The sequence below is a fragment of the Victivallis lenta genome (assembly GCF_009695545.1).
In the GTDB taxonomy this organism is placed as follows: domain Bacteria; phylum Verrucomicrobiota; class Lentisphaeria; order Victivallales; family Victivallaceae; genus Victivallis; species Victivallis lenta.
Genome location: NZ_VUNS01000025.1, coordinates 1 through 25,702 on the forward strand (window position 1 = coordinate 1; position 25,702 = coordinate 25,702).

Annotated in this window: 20 protein-coding genes; 15 read left to right on the plus strand and 5 right to left on the minus strand. The window is 57.2% G+C overall.

All coding sequences use genetic code 11. From position 1 onward, the window contains the following. Positions 1 to 334: 334 nt before the first annotated feature. The 8 genes from FYJ85_RS17755 (at position 335) to FYJ85_RS17790 (ending at position 13,442) form a co-directional block, all read left to right on the plus strand. Positions 335 to 943: a hypothetical protein gene (locus tag FYJ85_RS17755; protein ID WP_154419900.1), complete on the plus strand. Its 609-nt coding sequence runs from the start codon at positions 335 to 337 to the stop codon at positions 941 to 943. 559 nt (positions 944 to 1,502) lie between these two features. Beyond that, positions 1,503 to 1,730 (plus strand): helix-turn-helix domain-containing protein, encoded by a 228-nt coding sequence (locus tag FYJ85_RS17760; protein ID WP_154419902.1) that lies wholly within the window; start codon positions 1,503 to 1,505, stop codon positions 1,728 to 1,730. 4 nt (positions 1,731 to 1,734) lie between these two features. After that, a complete protein-coding gene (locus tag FYJ85_RS17765) occupies positions 1,735 to 4,068 on the plus strand; it encodes a phage/plasmid primase, P4 family (RefSeq protein ID WP_206213284.1) in 2,334 nt (777 codons plus the stop codon). Positions 4,069 to 4,202: 134 nt separating this feature from the next. Then, a complete protein-coding gene (locus tag FYJ85_RS17770; protein WP_154419906.1) occupies positions 4,203 to 6,164 on the plus strand; it encodes a DNA polymerase in 1,962 nt (653 codons plus the stop codon). 1,098 nt (positions 6,165 to 7,262) lie between these two features. Beyond that, complete coding sequence (locus FYJ85_RS17775; protein ID WP_177996442.1) at positions 7,263 to 8,327, plus strand: substrate-binding domain-containing protein; 1,065 nt, start codon at positions 7,263 to 7,265, stop codon at positions 8,325 to 8,327. 35 nt (positions 8,328 to 8,362) lie between these two features. Next, complete coding sequence (locus FYJ85_RS17780; protein WP_154419910.1) at positions 8,363 to 10,765, plus strand: endo-1,3-alpha-glucanase family glycosylhydrolase; 2,403 nt, start codon at positions 8,363 to 8,365, stop codon at positions 10,763 to 10,765. Between the two features lie 453 nt (positions 10,766 to 11,218). Further along, positions 11,219 to 11,878 (plus strand): prepilin-type N-terminal cleavage/methylation domain-containing protein, encoded by a 660-nt coding sequence (locus tag FYJ85_RS17785; protein WP_154419912.1) that lies wholly within the window; start codon positions 11,219 to 11,221, stop codon positions 11,876 to 11,878. A 121-nt stretch (positions 11,879 to 11,999) separates the two neighbouring features. Continuing rightward, on the plus strand, positions 12,000 to 13,442 hold the full coding sequence (locus FYJ85_RS17790; protein WP_177995301.1) for a DUF4832 domain-containing protein: 1,443 nt from the start codon (positions 12,000 to 12,002) through the stop codon (positions 13,440 to 13,442). Positions 13,443 to 13,484: 42 nt separating this feature from the next. On the opposite strand, the gene FYJ85_RS17795 is transcribed toward FYJ85_RS17790, so the two are convergent. Continuing rightward, the gene (locus tag FYJ85_RS17795) at positions 13,485 to 14,327 is read right to left on the minus strand and encodes a hypothetical protein (RefSeq protein WP_106051510.1); all 843 of its coding nucleotides are present in this window, start codon (positions 14,325 to 14,327) and stop codon (positions 13,485 to 13,487) included. Further along, positions 14,305 to 15,117, minus strand: coding sequence for a 3'-5' exonuclease (locus FYJ85_RS17800; RefSeq protein WP_154419916.1), 813 nt, complete (start codon positions 15,115 to 15,117; stop codon positions 14,305 to 14,307). Before FYJ85_RS17800 ends, FYJ85_RS17795 begins: the two co-directional genes overlap by 23 nt. 204 nt (positions 15,118 to 15,321) lie before the next feature. Here FYJ85_RS17800 and FYJ85_RS17805 point away from each other — a divergent pair, with 204 nt between their 5' ends. Genes FYJ85_RS17805 through FYJ85_RS17815 form a run of 3 tightly spaced genes read left to right on the plus strand, consistent with a single transcriptional unit; the run spans position 15,322 to position 17,558 of the window. Continuing rightward, positions 15,322 to 15,849, plus strand: a complete 528-nt coding sequence (locus FYJ85_RS17805) for a V4R domain-containing protein (RefSeq protein WP_106051506.1) — start codon at positions 15,322 to 15,324, stop codon at positions 15,847 to 15,849. Between the two features lie 9 nt (positions 15,850 to 15,858). Next, positions 15,859 to 16,956: an adenylate/guanylate cyclase domain-containing protein gene (locus FYJ85_RS17810; RefSeq protein WP_106051504.1), complete on the plus strand. Its 1,098-nt coding sequence runs from the start codon at positions 15,859 to 15,861 to the stop codon at positions 16,954 to 16,956. Continuing rightward, a complete protein-coding gene (locus tag FYJ85_RS17815) occupies positions 16,953 to 17,558 on the plus strand; it encodes a peptidoglycan recognition protein family protein (protein WP_106051502.1) in 606 nt (201 codons plus the stop codon). Before FYJ85_RS17810 ends, FYJ85_RS17815 begins: the two co-directional genes overlap by 4 nt. 41 nt (positions 17,559 to 17,599) lie before the next feature. On the opposite strand, the gene FYJ85_RS17820 is transcribed toward FYJ85_RS17815, so the two are convergent. Genes FYJ85_RS17820 through FYJ85_RS17830 form a run of 3 tightly spaced genes read right to left on the minus strand, consistent with a single transcriptional unit; the run spans position 17,600 to position 21,446 of the window. Further along, positions 17,600 to 18,130 carry a Fe-S-containing hydro-lyase gene (locus tag FYJ85_RS17820; RefSeq protein ID WP_106051499.1) on the minus strand — a complete coding sequence of 177 codons (531 nt, stop codon included), beginning with the start codon at positions 18,128 to 18,130 and terminating at the stop codon, positions 17,600 to 17,602. Continuing rightward, on the minus strand, positions 18,127 to 18,981 hold the full coding sequence (locus FYJ85_RS17825) for a fumarate hydratase (protein ID WP_106055649.1): 855 nt from the start codon (positions 18,979 to 18,981) through the stop codon (positions 18,127 to 18,129). Before FYJ85_RS17825 ends, FYJ85_RS17820 begins: the two co-directional genes overlap by 4 nt. A 5-nt stretch (positions 18,982 to 18,986) precedes the next feature. Further along, entirely contained in the window at positions 18,987 to 21,446 is a 2,460-nt protein-coding gene (locus tag FYJ85_RS17830) for a Na/Pi symporter (RefSeq protein WP_154419918.1), read from the minus strand. A 168-nt stretch (positions 21,447 to 21,614) separates the two neighbouring features. On the opposite strand from FYJ85_RS17830, the gene FYJ85_RS17835 reads away from it, so the two are divergent. Genes FYJ85_RS17835 through FYJ85_RS17850 form a run of 4 tightly spaced genes read left to right on the plus strand, consistent with a single transcriptional unit; the run spans position 21,615 to position 25,697 of the window. Then, positions 21,615 to 22,535: a DUF362 domain-containing protein gene (locus tag FYJ85_RS17835; RefSeq protein ID WP_106051497.1), complete on the plus strand. Its 921-nt coding sequence runs from the start codon at positions 21,615 to 21,617 to the stop codon at positions 22,533 to 22,535. 3 nt (positions 22,536 to 22,538) lie between these two features. Continuing rightward, the gene (locus FYJ85_RS17840) at positions 22,539 to 24,095 is read left to right on the plus strand and encodes a 4Fe-4S binding protein (RefSeq protein WP_106051495.1); all 1,557 of its coding nucleotides are present in this window, start codon (positions 22,539 to 22,541) and stop codon (positions 24,093 to 24,095) included. A gap of 47 nt (positions 24,096 to 24,142) precedes the next feature. Beyond that, positions 24,143 to 24,919, plus strand: a complete 777-nt coding sequence (locus tag FYJ85_RS17845) for a lysophospholipid acyltransferase family protein (protein ID WP_177995306.1) — start codon at positions 24,143 to 24,145, stop codon at positions 24,917 to 24,919. Beyond that, positions 24,906 to 25,697: a hypothetical protein gene (locus tag FYJ85_RS17850; RefSeq protein ID WP_106051491.1), complete on the plus strand. Its 792-nt coding sequence runs from the start codon at positions 24,906 to 24,908 to the stop codon at positions 25,695 to 25,697. Before FYJ85_RS17845 ends, FYJ85_RS17850 begins: the two co-directional genes overlap by 14 nt. The last annotated feature ends 5 nt before the right edge of the window (positions 25,698 to 25,702 follow it).

Sequence of the window (25,702 nt, forward strand, 5' to 3'; positions counted from 1 at the left end):
TTCGCTTTTTAGGACAGCTGATTTACAACAAAGGGGGGCTACTTTTGAGAATTGGTGTGAAATAGATGAAAATGAGGGGGCGTAATCAGAAAATTACGCCATTTTGAAAATTGTTAGGACAGGTGTGCGCTTTTTTATCAATTTTTTTCCATATCAGCTGTTTTTTATGTCAGAAAATTTTTTTCACCGCTGATTAATAAGTGAAGAACAAAAGAGAATTTAATCGGAAGGAGGTGGTAGAACAATTAAAAGCACGATCGGGCTTCAATCGATCCGCCCAAAGAAGATCGGGAGTAGAATTGATCTTCAAAAATAAAAATTAAAGGTATTAACTATGAAAACTGTTAAAACAATTCTGGTACGTTCGTGCAAAACACCCGTTTTGCTGGGAATCGGCAAGCAATCTGAAATCATTGAAACGGTGAAGGTGGAGAGAAAATTCGATTTTACTGCGTCTGATCCTGTCTCATGCGTGTTGGCAGGGAGTGATCGCTTCGGCTCCAAATGTACGCTCGTCCTGCTGGAAGAAATTCCAGAGGATGAAAATCTGCGTATGATCGAACTCTCCTGTTGGGCTTCCACTGTTGTCAACACGTTGGTTGATATGAACACAATTGACGACGCTTTGAAACCGGCATTTCTCAAGGAGTGCATTCATGATCTCATTTCTGAAGTGCAGGCATTGCGTGAAGCCGATGAAGAAGCCAGAGAAACCCTGCGCCGATCCACTTCAAAATTGATTGTTCCGCTCAAAGATGCGCGGAACAAGTGCAACGATCCGGAAATTTGCGAGTTGATTGATCAGAAAATAAAAGAAGTGGAAAATGCAGCAGACAAGGATACTGCCAAGCAGATCGCCGATGCCGCCAAAGCGGATAACAGGATCAAACCGTTGTTGCCCGACATCAGAAGAACAGCTCCGGCAGACAATCCGGCTGCCTAAACTGCAATCCTGCCTCCAAGAAGATCAGATGGTCCGACCAAGCCCGCATTGACAACAGGAAGTTATCCGAAGCATCCCGTTTTTCTCCAACCCGGAGAAGCGGGATGTTTTTTGTCCGGAAACAACAGGAAATATTTGGTCCTATTCAGATCAAATAACAAAATGATGAAAATTCCAACGCGTTGGGAAATTTCTACTTCACTTGCCGACTGATTGAAACGCCATTATTCCAGATAGCATACTCTTGGCGAAATGCAAATCATGCTCATCTCTCATTAGCCACAACGGTTCGCCTTTAGTACCGGAACATCCCGTTTTTGCATCCCCTTGACATTTCACGCATCGCTGCTTATATTAAGTTTTATCGAAGAAACAGAAGTATTCTTCCTATCAAAACAAGACATTGTTCTTGCGTGGCACCGTACACAGATATTGGCGTTCACGTTCTTTGCAACAACAGCTTTATCCTGATTTAATCCGGATACACGAACCGTTAACAGCATGGTTCCGAGGAATCGTGCGCGGGGATACCGGTTAATATTTTATTTAAGGAGGCATTATGCCCCAAAGAAACTCAAGAATGGTTTGCCCCGACTGGGCAAAGAGAGAACTGTATGGAGAACCGTACATTACCCGGCAGGAAGTATGCGACTACCTCGGCATCAGCATTTCAACATTGATGAAACTGCGGAAAAACGGCCTGCCTACTTATCAAGTCGGCGGTCAAAAGAGATTCCGGCTTTCAGATGTAAATGAATTTATCAAACAAAACTATCTCGGAGAGTAAGAAAATGGAAAATGTGAAAACAGATAAAAAAGTAACCGGGGCGGTATTCCCCGGCTATATGATCGATGATTTTGAGTATGTTTCATCTATCAGTAATATACACCCTAATTCATTAACTTGCAACGAAATCAAAATCAGTACCGTTCAAACCGGAATGGACCATTTCACACCGACTGCACCAACTGTCGATGAAACAGAAGAGTGGGCCCGAAGAGACTTACAGAATTCCGGAATCGACTGGAATGAATTTTGTTCCTTTGGCGGCAAATTGATTACTTCGGAAGCAGAGTTCCATGAGTATCTTGATTATGAACCGAGCTGTTTGGATGGCAAAGCAGTCGGATGGCTGTTGCCTTTCTATAATCCCAAGAATGGAGAAGAACTCATCGGAGCGGATGGAATGCCGTATTTCCGAATCCGAATGCGATATCCGGCACAAACCTCCGGCGAGAAGCCCGCAAAGTACCTGAGCCGCAAAAATGCGGGACAGCACGCTTTTATTCTTGCAACAGTTCACAAACAGTTGGCACATGATCCCAAAGCACCGCTGATCCTGACCGAAGGAGAAAAGAAAGCATGGTGTGCAACTAATCACGGCATGCCGACCATTGGACTTACGGGCAACTTCGGCTGGTCGCTTTCCGGTACGAAAGAACTTCTGCCTGAATTGGTGGAATATCTTAATAAAGAGCGTCCTGTTTACGTCATCTGGGACAGCGATGCGCGTAACAACCGCATGTTTCAATCGTCAACCCGTCAGCTTGCAACCGCACTCCAACCGCACGGATGCACGTTAAAAGAGATCATCCTTCCGGCACTGCCGAAGAATAAAAAGACCGGGCTTGATGACTATATCATGCAGTTGAACCCTGCCAACTTGTTTGAATCCATTGCCTCGCAAAGCAAGATAGCAGAACCGGATAAACGCAGTATCACCAGCAAAGCCAACGGAGCACTTGGCGGTCGTCTGGTGGTCACCAAAGACATTGCGGACGAGATCGCCAGAGAGTGGCTCGATGATAAGGGTAGAAAACTTCTCGCTTATTACAGGGGGAGCTTCTACGAATACAAGCGTGGTCTTTACACCCGATGTGCCGATGAGGATATGGATGCAAAGATCATGAGTCTCCTGCGTAAAAAAGCTCCGGAAAATGCAACCCCCAACATGCTGAAATCGGTCAAACTGAATTTCACCTCGACAGAACTTTTCTACATCAGCAGCAGAGCAGAAATCCCCTGTGATCGTGATACGGGAGCGTCTCTGCCGCAGATCATCCATCTGCAAAACGGCTACTGGTTCGCAGATCAGATCATTCAGGAGATCAGAGACGGGAAATCTCCGGCATCTTCGTTTAAAGCCAATACTCCGGAAATTTTTGACCAGCTTATTCTGCCTGTGGAATACAAAGCCGATGCCGATTGCCCCAAATTCAAAAAATATCTGGAAGAGGCACTGCCTGATCCGGAAATCCGCCACATGCTGCAATGTCTGATGGGGCTGTCATTGATTCCCGACACGTCGCGCAATGTGATCTTCTTTCTCTATGGCGAAGGCGGTTGCGGCAAGAGTGTATTCATTGAAGTATTGCGCAATCTGGTCGGTGTTGAGAACTGCTGTTGTGTACCGCTGGCAAGATTTACTGACCGTTTCCGGTGCATCGATCTTACAAAGTCACTGTTGAACATCATTGGCGACATGCCGACCGATGACGGTACTACCGCACCGCACAATATTGAAGGCATGATGAAAGATGCCGCTGACGGCGGTTCGATTCCGGTAGAGGAAAAGTTCAAAACACCGTATACGGCAAAAGTGACAGCAAGAAGCATATTTGCCACCAATTCACTGCCTCATTTTACCGATCGCACACAGGCATTACAGGATCGGTTGCGCATCATTCCCTTTATGCAGCGGTTCCGAGGAACAAAAACAGAAAATCCGCATCTGCGTGACGAACTGATCCGGGAAGAACCCTCCGGCATATTCAATTTTGCTTTACAGGGGCTTGCAGAATTGAGTAATCATAGAACATTTCCCGAACCGGAGGTTTGCAAAAAGATCAAGATGGAGCATTTCGACAGTTGCATTACGGAACGTGCCTTCATCAAGAGCCATGTGGAGCGTGCAAAGGAGGATTATGTTTTCAAGTGTGACCTCTACCGGGCATTCAAGGCTGTCTGTCAGGATGAAGGACGGCGACCGGTATCTGCCATGAAATTTGCCGAAGAGCTTGCACGCTGTTTCCCGGAATTACGGGAGGAATACATTTCTGTGCCGCCACGCAAGGCAATCGGCTGGCGTGGTATCCGTCTGGTTTCAGAGCGAGACGGAGAATAAAGAAAAAAATAAAAATTTCAAACTGCTATTAAGTGTAGAATAACCTAATCTGCAAAATACATAATATTAGGTTATTCTATCTTAATAGGGAATTATAAAATTTAAAATTTTTTATACTAAAGGCTCTATTTATTATGCTTCCATTACTGCCCCTTGATTTCGAGACCTATTATTCCGACAGTTACAATCTCAATAACTCCACCTCTTATCAGGAGTACATTCTTTCACCCCAGTTTAAGATTCATGGACTGGCAGTGTACTATCCTGACGGTAAAAGAGAGTTCCGCCGTGATGCCGATGTGTTGCTTCATGAGTTGCAAAGTGTTTACGGCAACAATCTGGAAAATGTCTGTATCATCATGCACAATGCCATGTTTGATGCCGCTATCCTTAAATACAAGTTCAACATCATTCCCCCATGTATTTACGATACCATGCTGATGGCAAAGTATCTTTACGGTGTCGATGTGAAAGTAAGCTTAAAAGAGCTTGCGGAACGCTGTCATTTGCCCGCAAAGCTCGACCTTGAGTTCTCCAAAGGTAAACGTGAGCTCACAGCAGCAGAGTTTGCGGAACTCCGTACCTATGCGATCAACGATGTCGTCATCACTCGTGAACTCTATGGCCATATTGTTCCAAAGATATTACCGGAGGAGTTGGAGATCATCAATCATACCGTACAATGTTTCCTGCGTGATGCAGTAAAGATCAACAAAGAACTGCTCCAACTGGCCCGCCATGAACTTTGTACCCAACTGATCAATGAATTGGGGGAAATACATCCCGAAGAAGTTTCGAGTGATCGTCAGTTTGCTCAACTGCTTTCCGGTGCATTGGCTGAAACCAATCGTGCTCTTGCGATGAAACCGGGTAAAAACGGAATGATCCCGGCTATTTCAAAGAATGACCCTGAAATGCAGAACATGCTCTCCGATCCCGACCCGCTTGTCCGTGAACTTGTCAAAGCAAGGTTGCTGGTGAAATCAAAAGCACAATTGCAGTCACGTATCAATTACCTCATCGGTACGGCAAATCTGACGGGCGGTACATTGCCGGTGTTTCTCAAGTATCATCATGCGCAAACCGGACGTTTTGCAGGAGGCAACGGTCTTAACTTGCAGAATCTTCCTGTTCCCGGACGCTCGCCGGTTCAAATCCTCAATGATACGGCACGGAAGATCAGGCAAGCCATTCATGCACCGGCAGGATACGTTTTTGTCGCCGTGGATGCGGCACAGATCGAAGCGCGTGTGCTTGCGTGGCTGACTGGCGAAGAAACACTGAACACCGCCTTTGCCGCAGGGAAAGATATTTATTCCGAATTTGCCACCGATGTTTTCCATGAACCTGCCGGACATCCCCGTGACAGCACTCCTGCTGAACAGCGAAAGGGCTTATTGCGCAAGATCGGTAAAACAGCCATCCTCGGTTTGGGATACAATATGGGAGTGGAGCGTTTCGCGGAACAATTGAAAAGTTTCATCGCCAGCAGCGAATTGTGCCGTTCAGAGCGCGAGCTTGCCGCCCTTGCCTATAAGATCGTCCACTCTTATCGAGCAAAATACAACAACATCTCCACATTTTGGAATCGGCTGGAAAAAGCATTCAGGGAAAGCATCTGCAAACAACAGCATGTTCGGATCGGAATGCTTGAGATCTCTTCCAATAGCGAAGCAACATGGTTGCAACTCGCTTCCAGACGTGAGCTGATCTATCGTGACTGCGAAATACGTCCCTCTGAATTCCAAGAAATCACCTTTTACAACACTTCCGGAGAATGTGAATCAAGAATCATCGAACAACAATCGATACAATACCGTAACAGCACCTCTTTGTACGGTGGGAAGCTGACTGAAAATGTCGTTCAGGCTATAGCCCGTGATCTGCTGGTCAGGGTGATTCTGGAATGCGAGAAAGCTGGTATTCCGATTGTCCTTCACATTCACGACGAGGTGATTGCCTGTGTTCCTGAAGTTCAGGCCGAGCAAGCTATGGAAAAAATGATTCAAATATGGAGAACGGTTCCCCAATGGGCTGAAGGATTGGTCCTTGACGCCGAAGGAGTCATCGGAACCAATCTTGCCGAGCTGAAGTAATCTCCGTTCCCCCATGTATTCATGATTTCAGCAGAATGTGAAACATGGGGGAATTTTTTCTGACCTTTAAGCGGGGAATCCAATACCGAAGATTGCACAGATACCAATTCCTGTAATCTGTAAAGTTTTTCAATTCGTCAGCATTACAAGAGCCCCTCAAGTGATTTGAAAGGCTCTTTACCCACAATTATTCTTTTTGAACACTCTGCATGGCACGGAACTCTTCCTGAATTACTTCACTCTACTGCAAAGTGTTCCATCCTATGCAATAACAGGCCAATCTGTTTCTTCATGTTGACATCAAATACCCATTCACTTCTTAATCGACAGAGTGGACATATTCGATTAACTGAAAATGATACGATCATTGCCAAAATCAAAACTTGAATATACAGAGAAACGATAATATACCAAGTTGAAATAACATGAACAATTCAGCTGGTGTATAAAAGTCTATTTTTCCGTAATTGTCATTGGGTACACATCATTTTTCCTTTTATTGAATGAATGGAGACGTTCGATTAGCTAAAGAAAAGAGGGAAAAAGTTGAATGCTCAGGGTTGAATTGGACTTAAGCAGGGATAGATTATAACGAGTTTGTGGTACCACGTGGTACACATTTGGTACACAAACGGCAGGGTGAACGAGATTTTTGACGTTGATTTGAGCTCTCAAAAGGCCGAATGGTGTACCCGGTCCTCTCCCGGGTACCATTTTTATGCCCGAAAACGCCCTTTGAGGTGCCACTGAGTACCGTTCGAAAATTTTTCATTCCCCGTTTGGATTTCTTTCGGTTTCAGGCTGTATCGGAATTTACCGGCACATTTCAAGGGGAGGCTGAAATGTGCAAGGCACTTCGATCGAGATTGCCCGGAGACTGGGTCCTGCGGGTCGTGATTGGCGCTTGACGGATTCTGGCAAATCGGCTTTTCCTGATTATCCGGCCGATTGTTTTTTGAGAAAAATTCAGCTTCCCTCTTGACATTTTCTTTTCGGTTTGGTATAATATATTTAGTCTGACTAGATTTCATTTCCCGTTCGATTATGCGGCGGGAATTGCGCAAACTACATTTAGTCCGACTAGATAAAGGTGGAATAATGCCGAAATTATTGACAGAGACCAAACATTTTCAGGCAGCTTCGCAGATCCGCGAGCTGGTGAACACGCTGTCGCCGGGGGAAGTCCTGCCGGTAGCGAGCGAATTGATGGAGACGCTGAATATTTCGCACGGGACCGCGATGCGGGCGTTGAAGGTCCTGGCGGACGAGGGAGTTATCGTTCGCCCGATGGGCAAATTGCGCTACCGGATCGCGGAACGCTTCGAACGGGTTTCGGCCCGGATCAGCATGGTTCGGCCGGATTTTCCATCGAGTGACCTCGACGGAATGGTCCAGAGCGTCTATGAGGCCGGAAAGAAGCGAAACTGGAAATTCAATCAGTACTGCTTCCGCAAAAGCGATGAGGTCGATTTCACTCGGATCATGGGAGAAGCCGACGCGATGGTGCTGATTCCGACCGCCGAATTCATCAGCGAGGAGCTGATCAGGGCGCTTCTGAAACCGGAACGCCCGGTGGCGGTGCTGCTGCAGCATTTGCGTCATCCCGGAATCAACAATGTCTGCATCAACGATTTCCGGGTCGGGGAGCTGGCTGCCGAAACCCTGTTCGAACGCGGACACCGCCGGATTCTCTTCGTCAAGGACCAGCCGGACGAAACCACCATGGCGGAACGTTACCGCGGATTCTCTGCCGCGGCGGAGCGGTTCGGGATTCCATGCGGCGGAGAGTGGTTTCTCGATACGCATATCCATGCGTTTGAGGACGGAAGGGAAAACTGCTACCGGGCGTTGTCGGAACTGATCGGCCGGAAGAAACCGGAATTCACCGCCGTTTTCTGCGCTTCGATGATGGGCGGTGTTGCGGCGCTCCGGGCGGTGCGGGAGCAGGGGCTGGCGGTTCCGGACGATATCGCGGTGCTGGCCTTCGGCGGCGAGTCGGATCTTGCACCCTATCTGTATCCGCCGCTTTCCTGCATCGAAATCCATTACGAACTGTTCGGGGAATATGCGGCGCGGCTGCTCGAAGCTGCGCTTTCGCCGGAACCGTCCGAACCGCGCCGGTTTACGATTGAGCCGCGGCTGGTTTTGCGGGAATCCATCTGATGACAACCCCATCGTAAAATAGGAGGATAACGTTCATGAATCTGTTTCGTCTGCTGCTTCTTTTTCTGCTGCTGCCCGGGGCATCGTCGTATGCCGGCGGAGACGCGCGGCAGGAAAAAATGTGCTGGGCGCACTACGTCGGCTGGGGCTTCAACCAGAGCGACGGTTACGACAAGGCTGCGCTTTCGCCGGAGTGGATGCTGCATCCGTTCAACGACCGCACACTGCTCGGCAGGGATCTGCAGTGGGATTCCGGCATCTTTTTCGGCGCCCGGAAACAAATCGATGCGGCCCGCGCCTACGGTTTCGACGGTTTCTGCATCGACGTGGTCGATCCGGCTGCCTATGTGTCGGCCCTGTCGCGTTTCTTCCGCGATGCGGAGGGAACCACGTTCAAGATCGCGCTCTGCATCGACAGGCTGAATTACCCGGACGACTATCTGCTCAAGCATCTCGGCGGGTTTATCCGAACCTACAAAGATCACCCGAACGCCTGCCGGATCGACGGGAAAATGGTGATTTTCGTGTACAACATCGCCGGCAAGAAGACGGAGGAGTGGCTCGCCCTGCGGCAGGAGCTGGCGAAGCGCGGACTCGACGCTTACTATATCGCTCAGCCGATGCACGAGACTTCCATGTGGAACGATCCGGCCCGGCTCCGGGAGGTGCTGGACGGGTTTGAATCGCTCTACGACTTCGGCTGCAACGGATTTTTCCCGGAACAGATGAAGGAGCGGCTCGCCAACGGCCGCGCCGCGCTGAAGGAGAAGCGTCCGGACGGCATGCTGGTCGGCGGCATCGCGGTCGGTTACATCGGTTTCAGCTCCGCCTTTTACCGGCCGTTTCTGAATACCGGCACGCTTCGGCACAACTGGGAGGCGGCGCTGGCGAACGATGCCGACTGGGTCTGCATCACGACCTGGAACGATTATATTGAGCATACGCAGTTCGAGCCCTCCGCGATCAACCGAGACGCGCTGCTGCTGATCAACCGCGAGTATCTGGACAAATGGCGCGGAACCGTTCCGCCGGCCCGTCCGCCGAGGGTGATTTACAGCTATCACGAGGAGACGGTCGCCGGGGACGACCTGACCATCGAGGTCATGAATTTCTCCTACACGACTCCGGACGCCAAAGCCCGGGTCCGGCTGCTCGATGCGGCGGGGAAGCTCCTGCACGAGTTCCCGGAAATCTCCCTGACCCGGAAGGAAATGGGCGTCAGGACGCTCCGGCTGAATCATGCGGAGCAGAGGGACTGGAGCGTGATCCGGGTTCAGGGCGCCGTCTATGCCGCCGGAGAGAAGCCGGAGTTCAAGGAGCTCTATCCGATCGTCCGCCGTCCGGGGCGGGTTGAGAGCGTGCGTACCGTCCGCGTCCGCCAGGACGACCTGACCGTTCCCGCAGTTTCGCTCGAACTGCGGAAGACGGACGGCCGGAGCGTTGCGCATATCCGGATCAGCGGCTGGACGTTCGCCGGCAAATACGAGCTTCTCCGCAACGGCTGGCCGGTGGCGGAGGGGGAGATCAGCCATCTGAAGAAACCGGTCTGCGAGATCGCCGTTCCGCTGCCGGAGCCGGCACGTTCCCCGGCCGATGTCTATCTGGTCCGGCTGACCGATGTTTCGGACCGGATCGGCTTCAGCAATCCGGCCGTTGATGTCCGGCCCGGCATCGAGGGGAAGAGCCTCCAGCCCGTTGTTGTGACCGGATCGGACTTCGATGAGAACTGGCCGATCTGGAGCCGCCGGATTTCGCGGCTCAAAAAGGCGGAAGTGCGGAATATGGAATTTCCGGAACGCGACATCTTCCGCGTCCGCTACGACTTCACGGAAGGGGAGGGGAATCTGCTCGTTTCCTCTTCCGGCTGGACGGTTCCGGCGCGGCTCGGCTGCCGGGGCGGTTTCTCTTTCGACGTGGTTCCGGAGGCGTCGCCGGCGTGGAAAAAAGCACCGGGACCGGACGGCGCGGAACGGAATCTGCTCGCCTTCGACGGAAAGGACGACAATATCGCATTGGCGTCCCGCACGATGCCGTACGGACCGTTCACGCTTGAATTCCTGCTGCGGCCCGGCAGGAAGGGCTCCCCGATGACGCTCTTCTCCGACCGCTGCGGCATCGAACTCTCTCTCGATGCGGAGCTGCGTCCGCAGCTTCGCCGCGGCAATGCTCCGATGCTGGCCGGGAAGAAGCTTCTTCCGCCGGAGCGCTGGTCGCATCTGGCCGCCGTCTACACAGGGAAAAGGATGCAGCTCTATCTTGACGGCGTGAAAATCGGCGAGTGCGACGCCGAAGCATGCACGATCCCGATCAACTCGCTGGCGCGGATCGGCAATGCGCTCGAACTGAACAACGGTTATCAGGGAGAGCTTGCCGGATTTTCACTGGAAGGCGCGGTTCGCTCGCCGAAGGAATTCCAACTGCTGAACCAGCGGAAATAAGAGGGGATTTAATACCGTCAAAACATTGATATGAGCAAGAGTGCCTTCAACCTGATCGGACAATATGTCACAATATAACCGCGATTGCGCATAATACCGGGTATGTGAAGTTTCCGTATACGGTCTGTCATGATATAACTCCTTTTGTTGAATGAATTTATTCGGCCTCTGGCGGCTGAATTGTTCCGTTTTTGTTTCCTGGACTCGTCTGTCTGCATTGTCGCGGGATTCGCGGGGGGAAATACATTTCCCCCGCACCCCCATTTCTTACTCTGTGCCGGGCTTTCATTTCCCGCTGGTTGCGTCCTTACCGCCCGCGGCGGCCAACTCACCGCCCGCTTCGCGGGCTGCAGCAGAGGGCCTTCTCTCCGCTGCGTTCACATCCGCTGCGCGGCGCCTGCCGCGCTTTTTTTGCCGGGCGGCAATGCTGTTTCATTTCACATACCCGGTATTATGCGCAAACCGTTCACTTTGATCGAACTTCTGGTCGTTATTGCCATCATCGCCATTCTTGCCGCCATGTTGCTTCCGGCTCTGAATAAGGCGCGTTCGGCTGCCAAAAATACGCAGTGCCTGAACAATCTCAAACAGATCGGCGTCTATGTCGGCATGTATGCCGCGGACTACGACGGCTACTTCGTGACACAGCCTCTTTCGTGGGACTGGAGCGGCGGCGCACTCGGCAAGATTGTCGGCTGCTACGCCCAGTGGGACGGCGATTGTCCCGTGGTCGGCAGCGATGCCCAGAAGATCGCACGCTGTCCGAACGATCGGAAGTGGACGAAGTGGGAACCCTCCTACCGGACCATCGGTTTTGAAGGCCTCTATTACTGGGCCGGCTGGAAGCAGAATGACAACTGGTTTTACCAGAAGCTCGAAAAAATCGTCAAGGCTGCGGGCAAGGCATCGAACTACACGGCCCTGGTCGCAGACGATCCCGGGCTCGAAAACCATGTGGATGGTGTGCGGATCTGGCTGAACCGGCTCAAGGCCAACGGCAGCGTCAGCAGCTTCTACGACCACCAGGGGAATCTGCCGCTCACCGGCGGCCGGGCTTTTTGGAGCGATTACACCCGTCGCAGTGAAATATGGAGACTGATGGGCTCAGATTGAACATCCGGAGATGTACGGACTTTTTTCGCCTTTTTCCCGTTTCACGCTTGACAGCCCGGGCTTGGCGCGGCATAATACGTGCGGACAATTGGCCGGTTTCAGCCGGCCGGAAAGGAAAAATATGAAGACAGTCCGCGCGATCGCCCTGCTTGCCCTGATCTGCTGCCCGCTTCTGCCGTCCGCCGCGGAGCCGGTGACGGTGGCGCTGCGGGATCACGGCAGGGCGCTGCTGAATCCGGGAATGGGCTGGACCATGCATTTCTATTCGAATCTGACGGAGCATTACGGGTCGAAGCTCGAGCCGTCGGATACGCTGGAGTGGTTCGAGGGGTGTTCCGTCGTCTATCTGCGGCTTCCCTGGGCCTTCCTCGAGCCGTCGGAGGGGGATTTCCGCTGGTCGCTTGTCGATACGCCCGCCCAGCGCTGGATTTCCCGCGGCAAGAAGGTGGCTTTCCGCTTCACGACCTCCGAAAACTGGCTGGAGTATGCGACGCCGCGCTGGGTGGAGCAGGCCGGGGCGAAGATGGTGCGTTACACATTTCCCGGCGGCCCCGCTCCGGACGGCGCCGCGGCGGACCCCGTGTTTGACGACCCGGTTTACCTTGCGAAGCTGCGCAACTTTCTGCGGGCGGCCGGAGAGCGGTACAACGGCAATCCCGACGTCGCCTTCATCGATGTCGGCACCTTCGGGCTCTGGGGCGAAGGGCATACGCTGATGACACAGCGCCTGAAGCCGGAAGAGAATGAACGGCTTGCGCGGATTCACATCGACCTGCACAAAGAGTATTTCCCGGATACGCAGCTGGTGATTTCGGACGATGTCATCGGCCCGGAGACGCCCGGAGACGATTTTCCGCTGATGCGTTATTGCCGGGAGCGCGGGATCTCCCTCCGCGACGACTCGATTCTGGTCCAGCCCGGCGAAAAGGCGTATTTCCATGCGGAACTCGCCCGGGCATTCTGGCCGGAGCTGCCGGTCGTGCTCGAGCATGAGCACTACGGAAACACGCGGAAGAGCGGCTCCTGGAACGGGGAAACGCTGCTGCGTTCCGTGGAGGAGTACCACGCCAGTTATCTGTCGATCCACTGGTGGCCGGAGATCGAATGGCGGGAAAATGTCGAAACGATCCGCGCCGTCAACCGCCGCCTCGGATACCGGATTGTGATTCCGGAGCTGACGTTTCCCGCCGGGATCGTTCCCGGCGTCCCGTTCGAAATATCGATCCGGGCCGGAAACGCCGGAGTCGCTCCGCCTTACCGGGATCTGTTTCCGGCCTATACGCTGACGGACGAACGCGGCGGAATCGCCGGCGTACTTGTCGACGAAACTTTGAATTTTCGCCGGCTGCCGGTCGGTCCCGCCGGCCGGACGCCCCTGACGAAGCACGTCTCCCGCCTCACTCTCGATGCCCGCGCTCCGGCAGTGAAGCCGGGGCGGTATACGCTGTCGGTCTCGGTCGGCAGACGGGACGGAAATCCCGAAATCGCGCTGCCGTATGACGGCGGCGACTCCCGGAACAGGATTCCGGTCGGATCGGTTGAAATACTGAAGGAGCCTCGCTGAGGGCGAACTTGCCGGGGAAAGGGCGCCGTTTTCGGCGGCGCCTCAATTCGCTTCGGAATTTTCCGGCTCTTCCGGCTCGTCGTCGGCCGGGTAGTAGGGGTAGGGCATATAGTCGAGCGATTCATCCCCTTCGGTGCCGGAGAGCGCCTGCGCAATGGTCAGGATATAGCGGAAGCTGTCGCTGTTGACCGCCGCGGCGAACAGGGTGGTCGAGGCGAAGCGTAGCAGCATGCGCCGGTCCCAGAAGTCGCAATGCTCGATGCCGGGGGCCGCGCAGACCTGAAAGTTGCGGCCCGGCAGCAGAAGCCGCCCGTCGCCGTCGTAGAGCGCGAATTCCCCCATGACCCGGACCAGCTTGATCCGGAAGGCCGGATCGGCGATTTCGAGGATGATCCCGGCCAGAAGCGAACCGGCGCCGACTCCGTTTTCAAGCACGGGGCCGATGCAGTAATATTCCGGGTGCAGCGTGGTTTCCGCCATGGCCGAGAAGCCGGATTTCCGCATGAAATACGAGAGGTTTTCGAGCGTCCGCTGCGGAAAGCGCCGCGCTTCGGTGCGGAAGTCCTCCCAGAGCCGAACCAGCCCCGGCCGCGAATCGTTGTCGTACCATTGCAGATGCACGTCGATCAGTCCGTCGATGAGATCGACTTTCGGCGCGTCGAGCTTTGCCGCGAACTCCCGCCGCCGCCGCCGGAGCGTGATGGCGGCCTGAAGCTGATGGGCGCGCCGCCGTGCGAGCGCGTCGTCGCTTTCCTGCAGTTCGGCGAGCACTTCCCCGAGCTCCTGCTCACGGTCCAGAAGCTCGGCCATGGCGCTGACCGCCACGTGCTCATCCTCATCGTCCAGGAGGGAGATCAGGCTTTCAAGACTCGGATTGCGACTCATTCTGCGTCGTTTTCCTGACCGGGAATTTGCCGAGAAGCGCGTCGTTTGCGATCGACTTGACCTCTTCGGAGAAATCACTGCGCACGATCCAGCGCAAAAAGCCCGGATCATTCGCCGCAAGCTCCTTCAGCGTGCGTCCTGCATTTTTGCCGAAATTGACAACGACTTCGTCGCCGCTCCATTTGAACCGGCGGGTCCGGTCGACCGCATCGGCGCCGAGCAGGTCGCCGAATTCGGCGAGGCCGCCCGGATCGCGCGGCAGCTCCGGGTGTTTGGCGAACTGGCCGAGCAGCACCTCGAAGGTCGCCGCAGTATCGGCCGCCGCGCCGTGGGCTCCTTCAAGCTCCTTGCCGCAGAAAAATTCATAGGCCGCCGAGAGCGTGCGCGGGTAGAGTTTGCAGAAGATGTTGTAGACGTCGACGACCTTGCGGTCATCCACCTTGAATTCGAAGCCGGCGCGCTTGAACTCCGCTTCGAGCATCGGAATGTCGAAGCCGGTGATGTTGTAGCCGCAGAGGTCGCAGCCGTTGATGTAGTTGAAGAGCTTTTCGGCGATGAGCGAAAAGACCGGGCACTCCTTCACATCGTCGTCGGTGATGCCGTGAACCGCGGTCGCCCCGGGCGGAATCGGCATTTCCGGATTCAGCCGCCGCACGGTATTCTGGGTGCGACCGTCCGGGAACACTTTCAGCACGGCGATTTCGACGATGCGGTCGCGCTGAGGCATGATTCCGGTGCTTTCGATATCGAATACGACCAGCGGCCGTTCGAGCTTCAATTCATTTGACATGGCAGAGGGACTCCTGTTAACTTTCATTATTAAGTGAGAATATATCACGGTTTTACATGCAATGCAATCGGATTTTCCGATTTTCCGGCGGGAATGCCGGGCCGGGATTGACAATTTTCCCCTTTTATGCTATTGTTATCCCCGTGCGGGCGTCGGGGAGTTGCCTGCCGGAAACAAGTCTGCTTACAATCCGGGGAGGATTACATGTTCAAGGAAGAACGCAGGGAGCTGATGTTCGACTGGTCGATGCTCGGCGACATCGGCGAGGGCCGTCCGAATCTCGGCATGACGATGAATGTGGCCGTCTACCGGCTGATGCAGTTCACGCTGCGCGACGTGCTGATCCGGGAGTACGGCGTGGCGGAAGCAGACCGTATTTTTTTCGAGGCGGGCAAGAAGGCGGGCGAAGAGTTTTTCCGCCATAACCTGAAGGGATGCCGCGACTTCGACGAACTGACCGTGCGTCTTCAGGAGGATCTGCGCGAATACCGGATCGGGATTCTGCGCTTCGAGCGGACCGAGCCGGAAAACGGGGAGTTCACGATCACCGTGGCCGAAGACCTCGACTGCTCCGGGCTGCCGATTTCGGATGAGACGATCTGCACGTACGACGAAGGGTTCCTGAGCGGAATCCTCGGTGAATTTTTCGGACGGCCGTTCAATGTCCGGGAGGTCGACTGCTGGTGCCTCGGAGACCGGATCTGCCGCTTTGAAGCGAAATCGAACCGCTGAGCCGCACCCATGCTGGAAGTGAACGAAACGTATCTGGACCGGCTGAGCGAAGCGGTCTATTCGCTGCTCAACGGGCGGCCGGCCGCTCCGGTCGAGCTGCCGCCGGATCATCCGCAGGACGAACTCCGGCAGCTCGCCGGTTATGTGAACAGCCTGATTGCGGAATATGGAACACTTTCGGCCGGAATCTCTTCCGTTGCGCGCGGCAACCTCGATTTCACGATCGGAAAGGGGAAGCTTGAGGCGCTCCAGCAGTTGAAGACTCTTCAGGGCAATCTGCGCCATCTGACCTGGAAAACCCAGCGGATCGCCGGAGGGGATTTCGAGCAGAAGGTCGATTTCATGGGGGATTTCTCCACCGCGTTCAACAGCATGACCCGGCAGCTCAAGGAGGCGTTCGAGAAGATCGAAAAGCAGAATGAGGAACTCTCCGAAGCGTACCGCGCCATCAAGCGCGAAAAGGAGAAATCCGACCGGCTGCTGCTGAATATCCTGCCGGTTCGCGTCGCCGAGGACCTGAAACGCACCGGAAAGACCTCGCCCGAGATGTTCGAGCATGTGACCGTGGCGTTTGCCGATATCGTCGGCTTCACGAACCTCTCCGCCGAGCTCGACCCGAAGGTGCTGATCGATGAGCTGAACGAGATCTTCACCGGGTTCGACCTGATCGTCGAGCGGAACGGCTGCGAACGGATCAAGACCATCGGAGACGCCTATCTCGCCGTGAGCGGCATGAATTCCGGCACCGGCCGGCACGCCCGCAACATCGTCGATGCGGCGCTCGGCATGATCCGGTTCCTGGAGGAACGCAACGCCGGCAGGGAACTGCGCTGGCAGGTGCGGATCGGCATCCACTCCGGCCGGGTGGTCGGCGGCGTCGTCGGCATCAAAAAATACATCTACGACGTGTTCGGGGATACGATCAACACGGCCTGCCGCATGGAACAGAATTCCGAACCGATGAAAATCAACATCTCCGAGGCGGCCCGCGCCGAAATCGGGGAACATTATGCGCTTTTCGAGCGCGGTGAACTCAACGTGAAAGGCAAGGGCGGCATGAAAATGTATTTCGTGACCGGCCCGCGCCGGAAGGAAATGGAGGAATGAGACGTTTTGCCCTGTACGGCGTCTGCTGCGCCGTCATGATGTTCGCGCTTTGCGGCTGCCGGATGCTGGAATGGCGGCAGGTCACCTTTTACAAGGGGCTCAAGATCCGCGAAGACCTGCTGGAAAAGAACAGTTACAACCTGAAGTACAAATACGGCAACCCGATGCCGAAGGTCGAATATATCACGATTCACAACACCTGGAACGTCGGGCCCGCGGTCAATGAACGGACCTATCTGAACAACCGCCGGGACAACAGCTATGTCTCGTATCATTTCGCCGTCGACGAGAGCGAGGCGATCCAGATTCTGCCGCTCGACGTGAACGGCTGGCATGCCGGAGACGGGCAGGGGAAAGGCAACCGCGCCAGCATCGGCATTGAAATCTGCCGCAGCCGCTGCACAGGAAAGGACGAACAGCTCTACCGCCGGGCGGAGGCCAACGGCGTGAAGCTCGCCGCCTGTCTGCTGCGCAAATTCAACCTGCCGCTGTCGGCGCTGCGCAAGCATCAGGACTGGAGCGGCAAGAACTGCCCGCACCGGATTCTCGACGAAAAACGCTGGGAATCCTTCCGGCGGCAGGTCGGCGACGCGATGCGCTGAGGAGTGCCCGGCCGCGGGGAGAATGCCGCGGGTTCCGGCGGTCAGCTGTAGAGGGTCGCTCCGCTTGCGTCGGTAGCGACGACGAGCGGGAAGTCCTCGACTTCGAGGCGGTAAATCGCCTCGGGACCGAGATCCGGGAAGGCGATCAGCTCGCACCGCTTGATGCATTGGGCGATCAGGGCGCCGGCGCCGCCGGTCGCCGCGAAGTAGACAGCGCCGCAGCGCCGCATGGCTTCGACCACGGGGGAGGTGCGCGCGCCTTTGCCGATCATGCCGCGAAGTCCGCACGCTTCCAGCAGCCGCGGCGAATAGGCGTCCATCCGGTAGCTGGTGGTCGGCCCGGCGCTGCCGATCGGGCGTCCGGGCGGGGCGGGGCAGGGGCCGACGAAGTAGATGACCTGGTCCTTCAGCTCCACCGGAAGCGGCTTCCCTTCGTCGAGAAGAGCGACGAGACGCTTGTGCGCCTGGTCGCGGCCGGTCCAGATCACGCCGGAGAGCAGCACCCGGTCACCGGCTTTCAGCCCTCTCGCTACCTCTCCGGTGAGCGGAGTCGTTATTCTGATCGTGTTCATAAAGTCACCTCCGCATGGCGCGCCGCATGGCAGTTCAGGTTGATCGCGACCGGCAGGCTGGCGATATGGCACGGAAAATATTCGATGTGGACCGCAAGGCTCGTCACGACTCCGCCGAGCCCCTGCGGGCCGACGCCGGTCGCGTTGATCTTCTCGAGAATCTCCGCTTCGAGTTCGGCATAGCGCGGGTCCGGGTGCGGCTCGCCGGTTTTGCGCAGCAGCGCTTTTTTGGCGAGATACGCGGCTTTCTCGAAAGTTCCGCCGATGCCCATGCCGACCACGGTCGGCGGACACGGATTGCCGCCTGCGTTCCGCACGGTCTCGACCGCGAACTCCACCACGCCCTTCCGGCCGTCGGAGGGTTTCAGCATCCGGATGGCGGACATGTTTTCGGAACCGCCTCCCTTCGGCGCGAGGACGATGCGGAGCCCGTCGCCCGGCACGAGCTCAAGGTGGATCACCGGCGGCGTGTTGTTTTTCGTATTCCTGCGGTCGAACAGCGGATCGTCGACGATCGATTTGCGCAGGAAATGCGTCTCGTAACCGCGGGCGGTTCCGGCCGCCACCGCCTCGCTGAGCGTGCCGCGGTCGAGCCGGACGCGGTCGCCGAGCTCGATGAAGTAGACTGCGAAGCCGGTGTCCTGACAGAGCGCCATGCGTTCCGCCCCGGCGATTCGCGCATTTTCGAAATACTGGCGGAAGAAATCGGCGGCGAGTTCGCCCGTCTCCTGTTTCTCCATGACTTTCAGCCGGTCGAGGACGTCGGGCGGCAGGTCGCAGGCGGCCTTGCCGCAGAGTTCCGCGACCGCCGAAGCGATCGTTTCAAACGGAATGATTCTGCAGTCGTTCATGATGATCAAAGCTCGATATAGTGTTTCTGGATTTCCGGAGTGCGTTCCGCGATGTTCGACAGGCGTTCGCCGATTTTGGTCATTTCTCCGAGCATTTCGATGAAGATGACGGCATTGGCCAGCTGGCACTTGCCTTTCCGGAGCCGTTCGGTATGGGCGGCTTCGAGCTTGGCGGCCATTTTCTGGAGCCGTCGCTCGTCCTTCATGGCGAACTTGATCTGTTCGGGACTCGTGCTGCCGAGCGCCGAGATCGTGTTGCGGGCCTGATCGTCGAGGACGTTCCAGAGTTTGCGGAGATCTTTCTTGCCGGAGAGGGAGACCTTCTTGCCGGTTTTCAGCAGCCGGTCGGTCAGCTGGAGGATGAGCTCGGTGTGGTCGGCGATGCGCTCCGCGTCATTCGTGCAGTGCATGAGCAGCGGGACGAGCTCGGACTGCGGCTCGGTCAGCTGCCGCCGGGTGATCTGGACGAGGTAGGCGGTCACTTCCGTCTGCATGGCGTCGATCCGCTCCTCGGCCTCGGCGAGCGCTTTATACCTGTCGGCGTCGGAGACTCCGGCGATGAAGTGCATGTTGACGGCCTGGTCGACCATTTTCCAGGAGTCTTCGACCATCATGCGGATCACGCTGACGGACTGCTTCAGCGCAACGGACGGCGTCGACAGCAGGTTCGGCTCGAGCGGCTGGATCCGGATTTTCTCGTTGGCCGGGATCGGCAGCAGCCAGTTGCAGAGCCGCGCGAACTGGTTGATGAACGGCAGCAGCAGCAGGACGACCGCGACGTTGAAGAAGGTGTGCGCCATGGCGATATGGCGTTCGATATTCTGCGGGTCCGGCGCGAAAACATTGCCCGGCGTGATCGCATTGATGAAATAGAGGAATACCGGAATCCGCTGCGGTCCGTACGGCACGTAGAACAGCACGAGCATGAGGACCGCGCCGAAAAGATTGAACAGTGTGTGGGCGACGGCCGCCTGCTTGGCGACGCGGTTCGCCGTGATCGCCGCGAGCATGGCGGTGATGGTCGTGCCGATATTGGTGCCGATGAGGAGCGGTACGGCGGTCCAGAAGTTGATGAGTCCGCCCGCCGCCAGCGCGAGCACGATGCCCATCGCGGCCGAGCTCGACTGGATCAGCACGGTGGCGACCAGCCCGATCAGGATCGCTCCGAGCACCGCGCCGATCGGCATCCAGCCGCCGAAAGCGGCCGGGCGGCAGTCGAACCACTGGAACGCGTTCCGGAAATCCGGGAAGTCCGCGAGCATTTTGAGCTCGCCGGACATCATCATCATGCCGAAGAACAGCAGCCCGAAACCGAGGATGCTCTCTCCCCACCCCTTGACCGTCCGTTTTTTGGAAAGCGTGATGACGAAACCGATCGTGATCGCCGGCAGCGCCAGCCCGGAGAGATTGAACGAAATGATCTGCGCCGTGACGGTCGTGCCGATGTTCGCGCCGAAGATGATGCCGATCGCCTGCGACAGATTCAGCAGCCCGGCGTTGATGAAGCCGATGACCATGACCGTCGTGGCGCTCGACGACTGGATGACCGCCGTGACCAGCGTTCCGGCCAGCACGGCGACGATGCCGTTGCGGGCGAAGAACTGCAGGACCTTCTTCATGTTCTCGCCGGCGATCTTCTGAATGCCGTCGCCCATGAGTTCCATGCCGAAGACGAAGAGCGCGAGTCCGCCGAGCACGGCGATGACGACCGAGATGATGTTGAAGCCGAGCAGCTTGACCGTCTTGTTCTGGATCAGGAAGCCCTCTTCCGGGCTGACCACGCTGATTCCGATGTTGTAGACGCCGCTGCGGTCGCCGAGTTTCACCTCGGTTTCGGCGATGCCGTCGGCGTTGGTCACCGCCGTCGGCGTCAGGATTTTCGCATTGGTTCTGGCGCCTTCGGCGGTGGCCAGCAGGTCGAAGTTGACTGCGACGCCCTGAGCGGGAGACCCGTCCGGCTTCACAAGCTTCACCGAGAGCGGCTCGGCGCTGACCGATCCGGTCCGGTACTGCTCGTTGTCGCCGTCGATCTGCATGCCGGTGATGAAACGGAGCGTGACGCTTCTGTCGGGGGCATCCTTCGGAATGATCCGCAGATACTGGTCGCCTGTGGTTTTTCCGGCGGTGACGGTCACGACCGCGCCGCCGCCCTCGTCGGTCTTGACGACTTCCGGCTCGACCTTCAGGTCGGAGCCGTCGGCGGGTTCGAAGAGCACGACGCTTCCGGCCGCGGGCGAACGGCTGCCTTTGCCGCCGAGCAGCCCGGGTTCCTGCGGGCCGAGCAGTTCGATCTTGACCGGCCTGGCGAACGCCTTTCCGGGCAGGGCGCATTGTTCGGCGCCGTCGACGACCCTGATCTGGTCGACGGTCCGGCTGCCGGTTTCTCCGCAACCGGTCAGCACGATCAGAAATCCGGCAATCAGGGCGAGACAGAGAGGCGTTCCGATCCGGGAGAGTGGTGCCATGAATGTATCCTATTGGTTGTTTTCCGAAACAGCACGGTCGCATACTATACTTCCGGATCGGTCAATTCTCAAGTTTTCGCCCCTTCTTTTCTTGTAAATTCACGGAGAAGTGCTATAATTTACAGAAATGCAGACAACCGGAATCAACCAGTTATGAGGAGGCACGGGATGGATCGTCGGGATTTTCTGAAGGGGACCGCCGCGCTTGCGCTGACGGTCGGAATCGCCGGGCGGCTCGGAAATGCGGCCGCCGCGGAACAGCAGCCTCCGGCGGAGGGGAAAACACCGGATCTGGTCGCCCTGCGGGGAGATTCGCCGGCTGAAATGTTCGACGCCGGAATCGCCCTCTTCGGCGGCATGTCCGCTTTCGTCAAGCCCGGTCAGAGCGTGGTCATCAAACCGAACATCGGCTGGGACCGTCCGCCCGAAAGCGGCGCGAACACGAATCCGGAGCTGGTCGGTCGCATGGTCAGCCGCTGCCTGGAGGCCGGAGCGAAGGAGGTTTCCGTCTTCGACCACACCTGCGACAACTGGGTCGCCAGCTATTCGAAAAGCGGAATCAGGGCGGCGGTCGAGGCCGCCGGCGGCAAGATGGTCTCCGGCGCGGTGGAGGAGGATTACCGCGAGGTCGATATTCCCGGCGCCGTCAACATGAAGAAGGCGAAGGTGCATCGGCTGATTCTCGACAGCGACGTATTTTTCAACGTTCCGGTCCTCAAGCACCACGGCGGCGCGAAGCTGACCTGCGCCATGAAGAATTTCATGGGGCTCGTCTGGGACCGGCGCCATATGCACGCCAACAACCTGCAGCAGTGCATCGCCGATGCGAGCCTGATCCGGCGGCCGGACCTGAACGTGGTCGACGCGTTCCGGGTCATGACGACCGGCGGTCCGCGCGGCAACGCGAATTCGGTGGTGCGGAATCTGCGCAGTCTGCTCCTGTCGCGCGACATCGTCGCCGTCGATACGGCTTCGGCGCGCATGATCGACTTCCCGCTTTCGACGATCGGGCATATCCCGGCCGGGCAGAAGCTCGGACTCGGCACGACCGAGCTCGGCAAACTCGATATCCGGAGGGTGGTGCTCTGAACCATGCTGAAGTTCCGGCTGCTGAAGTATCTGCGAATTGTCGTCTCGCTGCTCGTTCTGGCGGGTTTCCTCGCCGGATTTTCATCGCTTGCCGTCTGGTGCGGCGAAGCGGCGAAAGGGGAGTTCCTGCCGTCGTTTCTCCGCGCGCTCACGCGGTTTTCGGTTGTGTCGCTGGTTCTGTTTGCGGTCGTTGCCGCTTCCGCGCTGCTGGCGGGCCGGTTCTACTGCTCTTTCTGCTGTCCGCTCGGCGTGATGCAGGATATTTTTGCGCGCCTCGGCAGGCTGGTCAGCTTCAACCGCTTCCGGTATAAGCTCCAGCCGAACCTGAAACGCACACGCTGTCTGGTGCTGCTGATTGCGGTCCTGCTCGCGCTCGGCGGCTGGATCGTGCCGCTCGGCCTTCTCGATCCGTATTCGCTTTTCGGACGGAACGCGGCCGGCGTCGGGCAGGCGCTTTTCATCGAGGGCAACAACAGTCTGTACGGGCGGGTCGATTCGGTCGTTCCGCTGGAACCGCGCCCGGAGGTCCCGCTGCTGCCGGCCGCGCTGGCCGGAGGGCTGCTGCTGGCGGTTCTGGGCGCGGCGGCATACCGGGGGAGGATTTTCTGCAATACGCTCTGTCCGGTCGGGGCGGTGCTCGGGCTCCTGGCGCGCCGGGCGTTTTTTCCGCTCGGACTCGATCCCGACAAGTGCATGCGGTGCGGCCAATGCGTGAAGGTCTGCAAGGCCGGCTGTATCGACGTCCGGAACCGGAGGCTCGATACCGAGCGCTGCGTGGCGTGCATGAACTGCGGCGCAGTCTGCCGTTTCGGGGCGATCCGTTTCGGCCGCCGTCCGGAGAAGGAGGTTCCGCCGGAGGAACCGAAGCAGGAGGTCGACCGGGGACGCCGGGCTTTTCTGGCCGCGGCCGGAATTTCCGCCGCTCTGGCGCTGCCGGCCGGGCGGCTGATCCGGCACAGCGCCTCATCGGGGAAAGCCGCCGGCGGCGTGCCGCCGGTGATGCCGCCCGGAGCCGGCAGCCGCGATGAATTCCTGCGCCGCTGCACGGGCTGCGGACTGTGTATCGCAAACTGTACCGGACACACCCTGAAACCGGCCTTCCTCGAATACGGACTGGCCGGGATGGGGCAGCCGGTGCTTTCCTTTGAAGTCGGCAAATGCGAGTTCGAATGCCGCAACTGTTCGAATCTCTGTCCGACCGGCGCGCTGAAAAAATTGACCGCCGACGAGAAGCACCATTGCCGGATCGGCGAGGTGCGGTATTACCGGGAGCGTTGCGTGGTCGTGACCGACGGCACAAGCTGCGGGGCCTGTGCCGAACACTGTCCGACCGGTGCGCTCCAGATGGTGCCGTACAGAGATCACCTGACGATTCCTCAGGTGGTGGAGGAGCTCTGCATCGGCTGCGGCTGCTGTCAGTACATCTGCCCGGTGTCGGGGGCGGAGGGGAAGGCGGTTATGGTGCACGGCGTCGCGGAGCAGACCCGCGCCGCCGATCCGCACAGGGTTCTGGAGAAAACGGAGACGGAACAGCCGGAAACGGAAGAGTTTCCGTTCTGAGAATGGAAAGAGTAGCCGGAATGATTCCGGTGGGAGATCGGTCGGGAATGGTGAAGCATTATATTCGCAGAATCGTGCGGTTCTGGAAAGTCGTCTGGTGGTTTATCGTATCGAGCATCCGGGTGCACCGGGATCAGAAGGGGCGCTCCGGCTGGGATGCCGTCGCATGTTCGGCCCGGCATGCGCGGGAGTGGGCGCGCGGCTCGGCGAGGATTTTCAATTTCGAGATTGAGGTCCACGGCGATCCGCAGCAGTTTCCGGGCGGGCTGATCGTCAGCAATCATCAGGGGTATCTGGATATTCTGACCCATGCGGCGATTTTCCCGATCCGGTTCGCGCCGAAGATGGAGATGCGGAAATGGCCGGTGCTCGGCCCGTTCGTCGCGCAGAGCCGCCCGATCTGGATCAACCGCACGTCGCGTCAGAAATCGAAGGAGGCCGCCGATGAAATGATTGCGACGCTCGAGCACAAGATCAATCTGCTCGTCTATCCGGAGGGAACGAGCACGGACGGCGAGCACGGGCTGCTGCCGTTCAAGTCGACGCCGTTCGAGGCGGCGGTCGAGGCCGGGTGCCGCATTCAGCCGCTGCTGACGTTTTTCAGCAGCGGGGACCCGAACGCCTATCCGCTGGCCTGGTTCGGGCACGCTGCGCTTTTTCCGCACATCTGGCGGATTCTCGGCCTGTCGCATGTGAAGGCCGATGTTTATATTCTGCCGGTCGTGGAACCGGTTCCCGGTGAAAACCGCAAGGAGCTGGCCGCCCGGGTCCATGAACTCATGTGTGCCGAATACAAAAGGATCAAAGGTCATGATGAAACCTGAAAAATATCTGCGCGGCGCATTCGGCGCCTGGGAGATGCTGATCGATTTTCCGCTGCCGGCGGCTTTGCGCGCCCGGCTCGGCGGCAGGACGGATGCGACTTCGAAGCTGGTCGGATTTCCGCTGGCGGGGGCGGCGGTCGGCATCCTGCTGGCGCTGGCGGCGGTCTTCTGCTCGGTCGTTTTCAAGCCGGTGGCGGGGAGCATCATTTTCGCGGTTCTCTGCACGGCGTTCCTTGATTTGAAGGATTCCGGGCGCGGCCTCGGGCTGCTGACGTCGTGTTTTCTGCTGAAGCAGCACGGGGTCCCGGTGGTCGACGCGCTGCCGAGGATGACCGGGGACTGGAACGCGATCGGCAATCCTCTGGCCGCCGTCTTCGTTTCGCTGCTGGAGGTGGCCAAGGCCGCATTGCTGTTCACGCTGGCTTTCTACGGCGCGAAGCTCTGGATTCTCGTGATCCTGGCCGGCGCTTTTACGGTGCAGGGGATGCTGGCCGCCGACCCGGACCGCGAGAGCGGCGTGCCGCTGCTGCCGGTGCCGCATGAAAACCGCCGGGCCGGCTGGTGGGCGTTCGGCATCCTCTATCTGATCATGCTGCCGTTCTTTCCGTTCGGGGTGATTGCGGCGGGCGCCGTGGTTTATTTCTGCGCGACCGGGTTTGCGGGCTACTTCCGCCGGAATTACGGCGGGGTTACGTCGGATTTCATCACGCTGGCCGGCAGCCTGACCGAGCTGCTGCTGCTGATTGTCGGCGTATTGTTCGCTCTGGACGTAAAATAGGAACG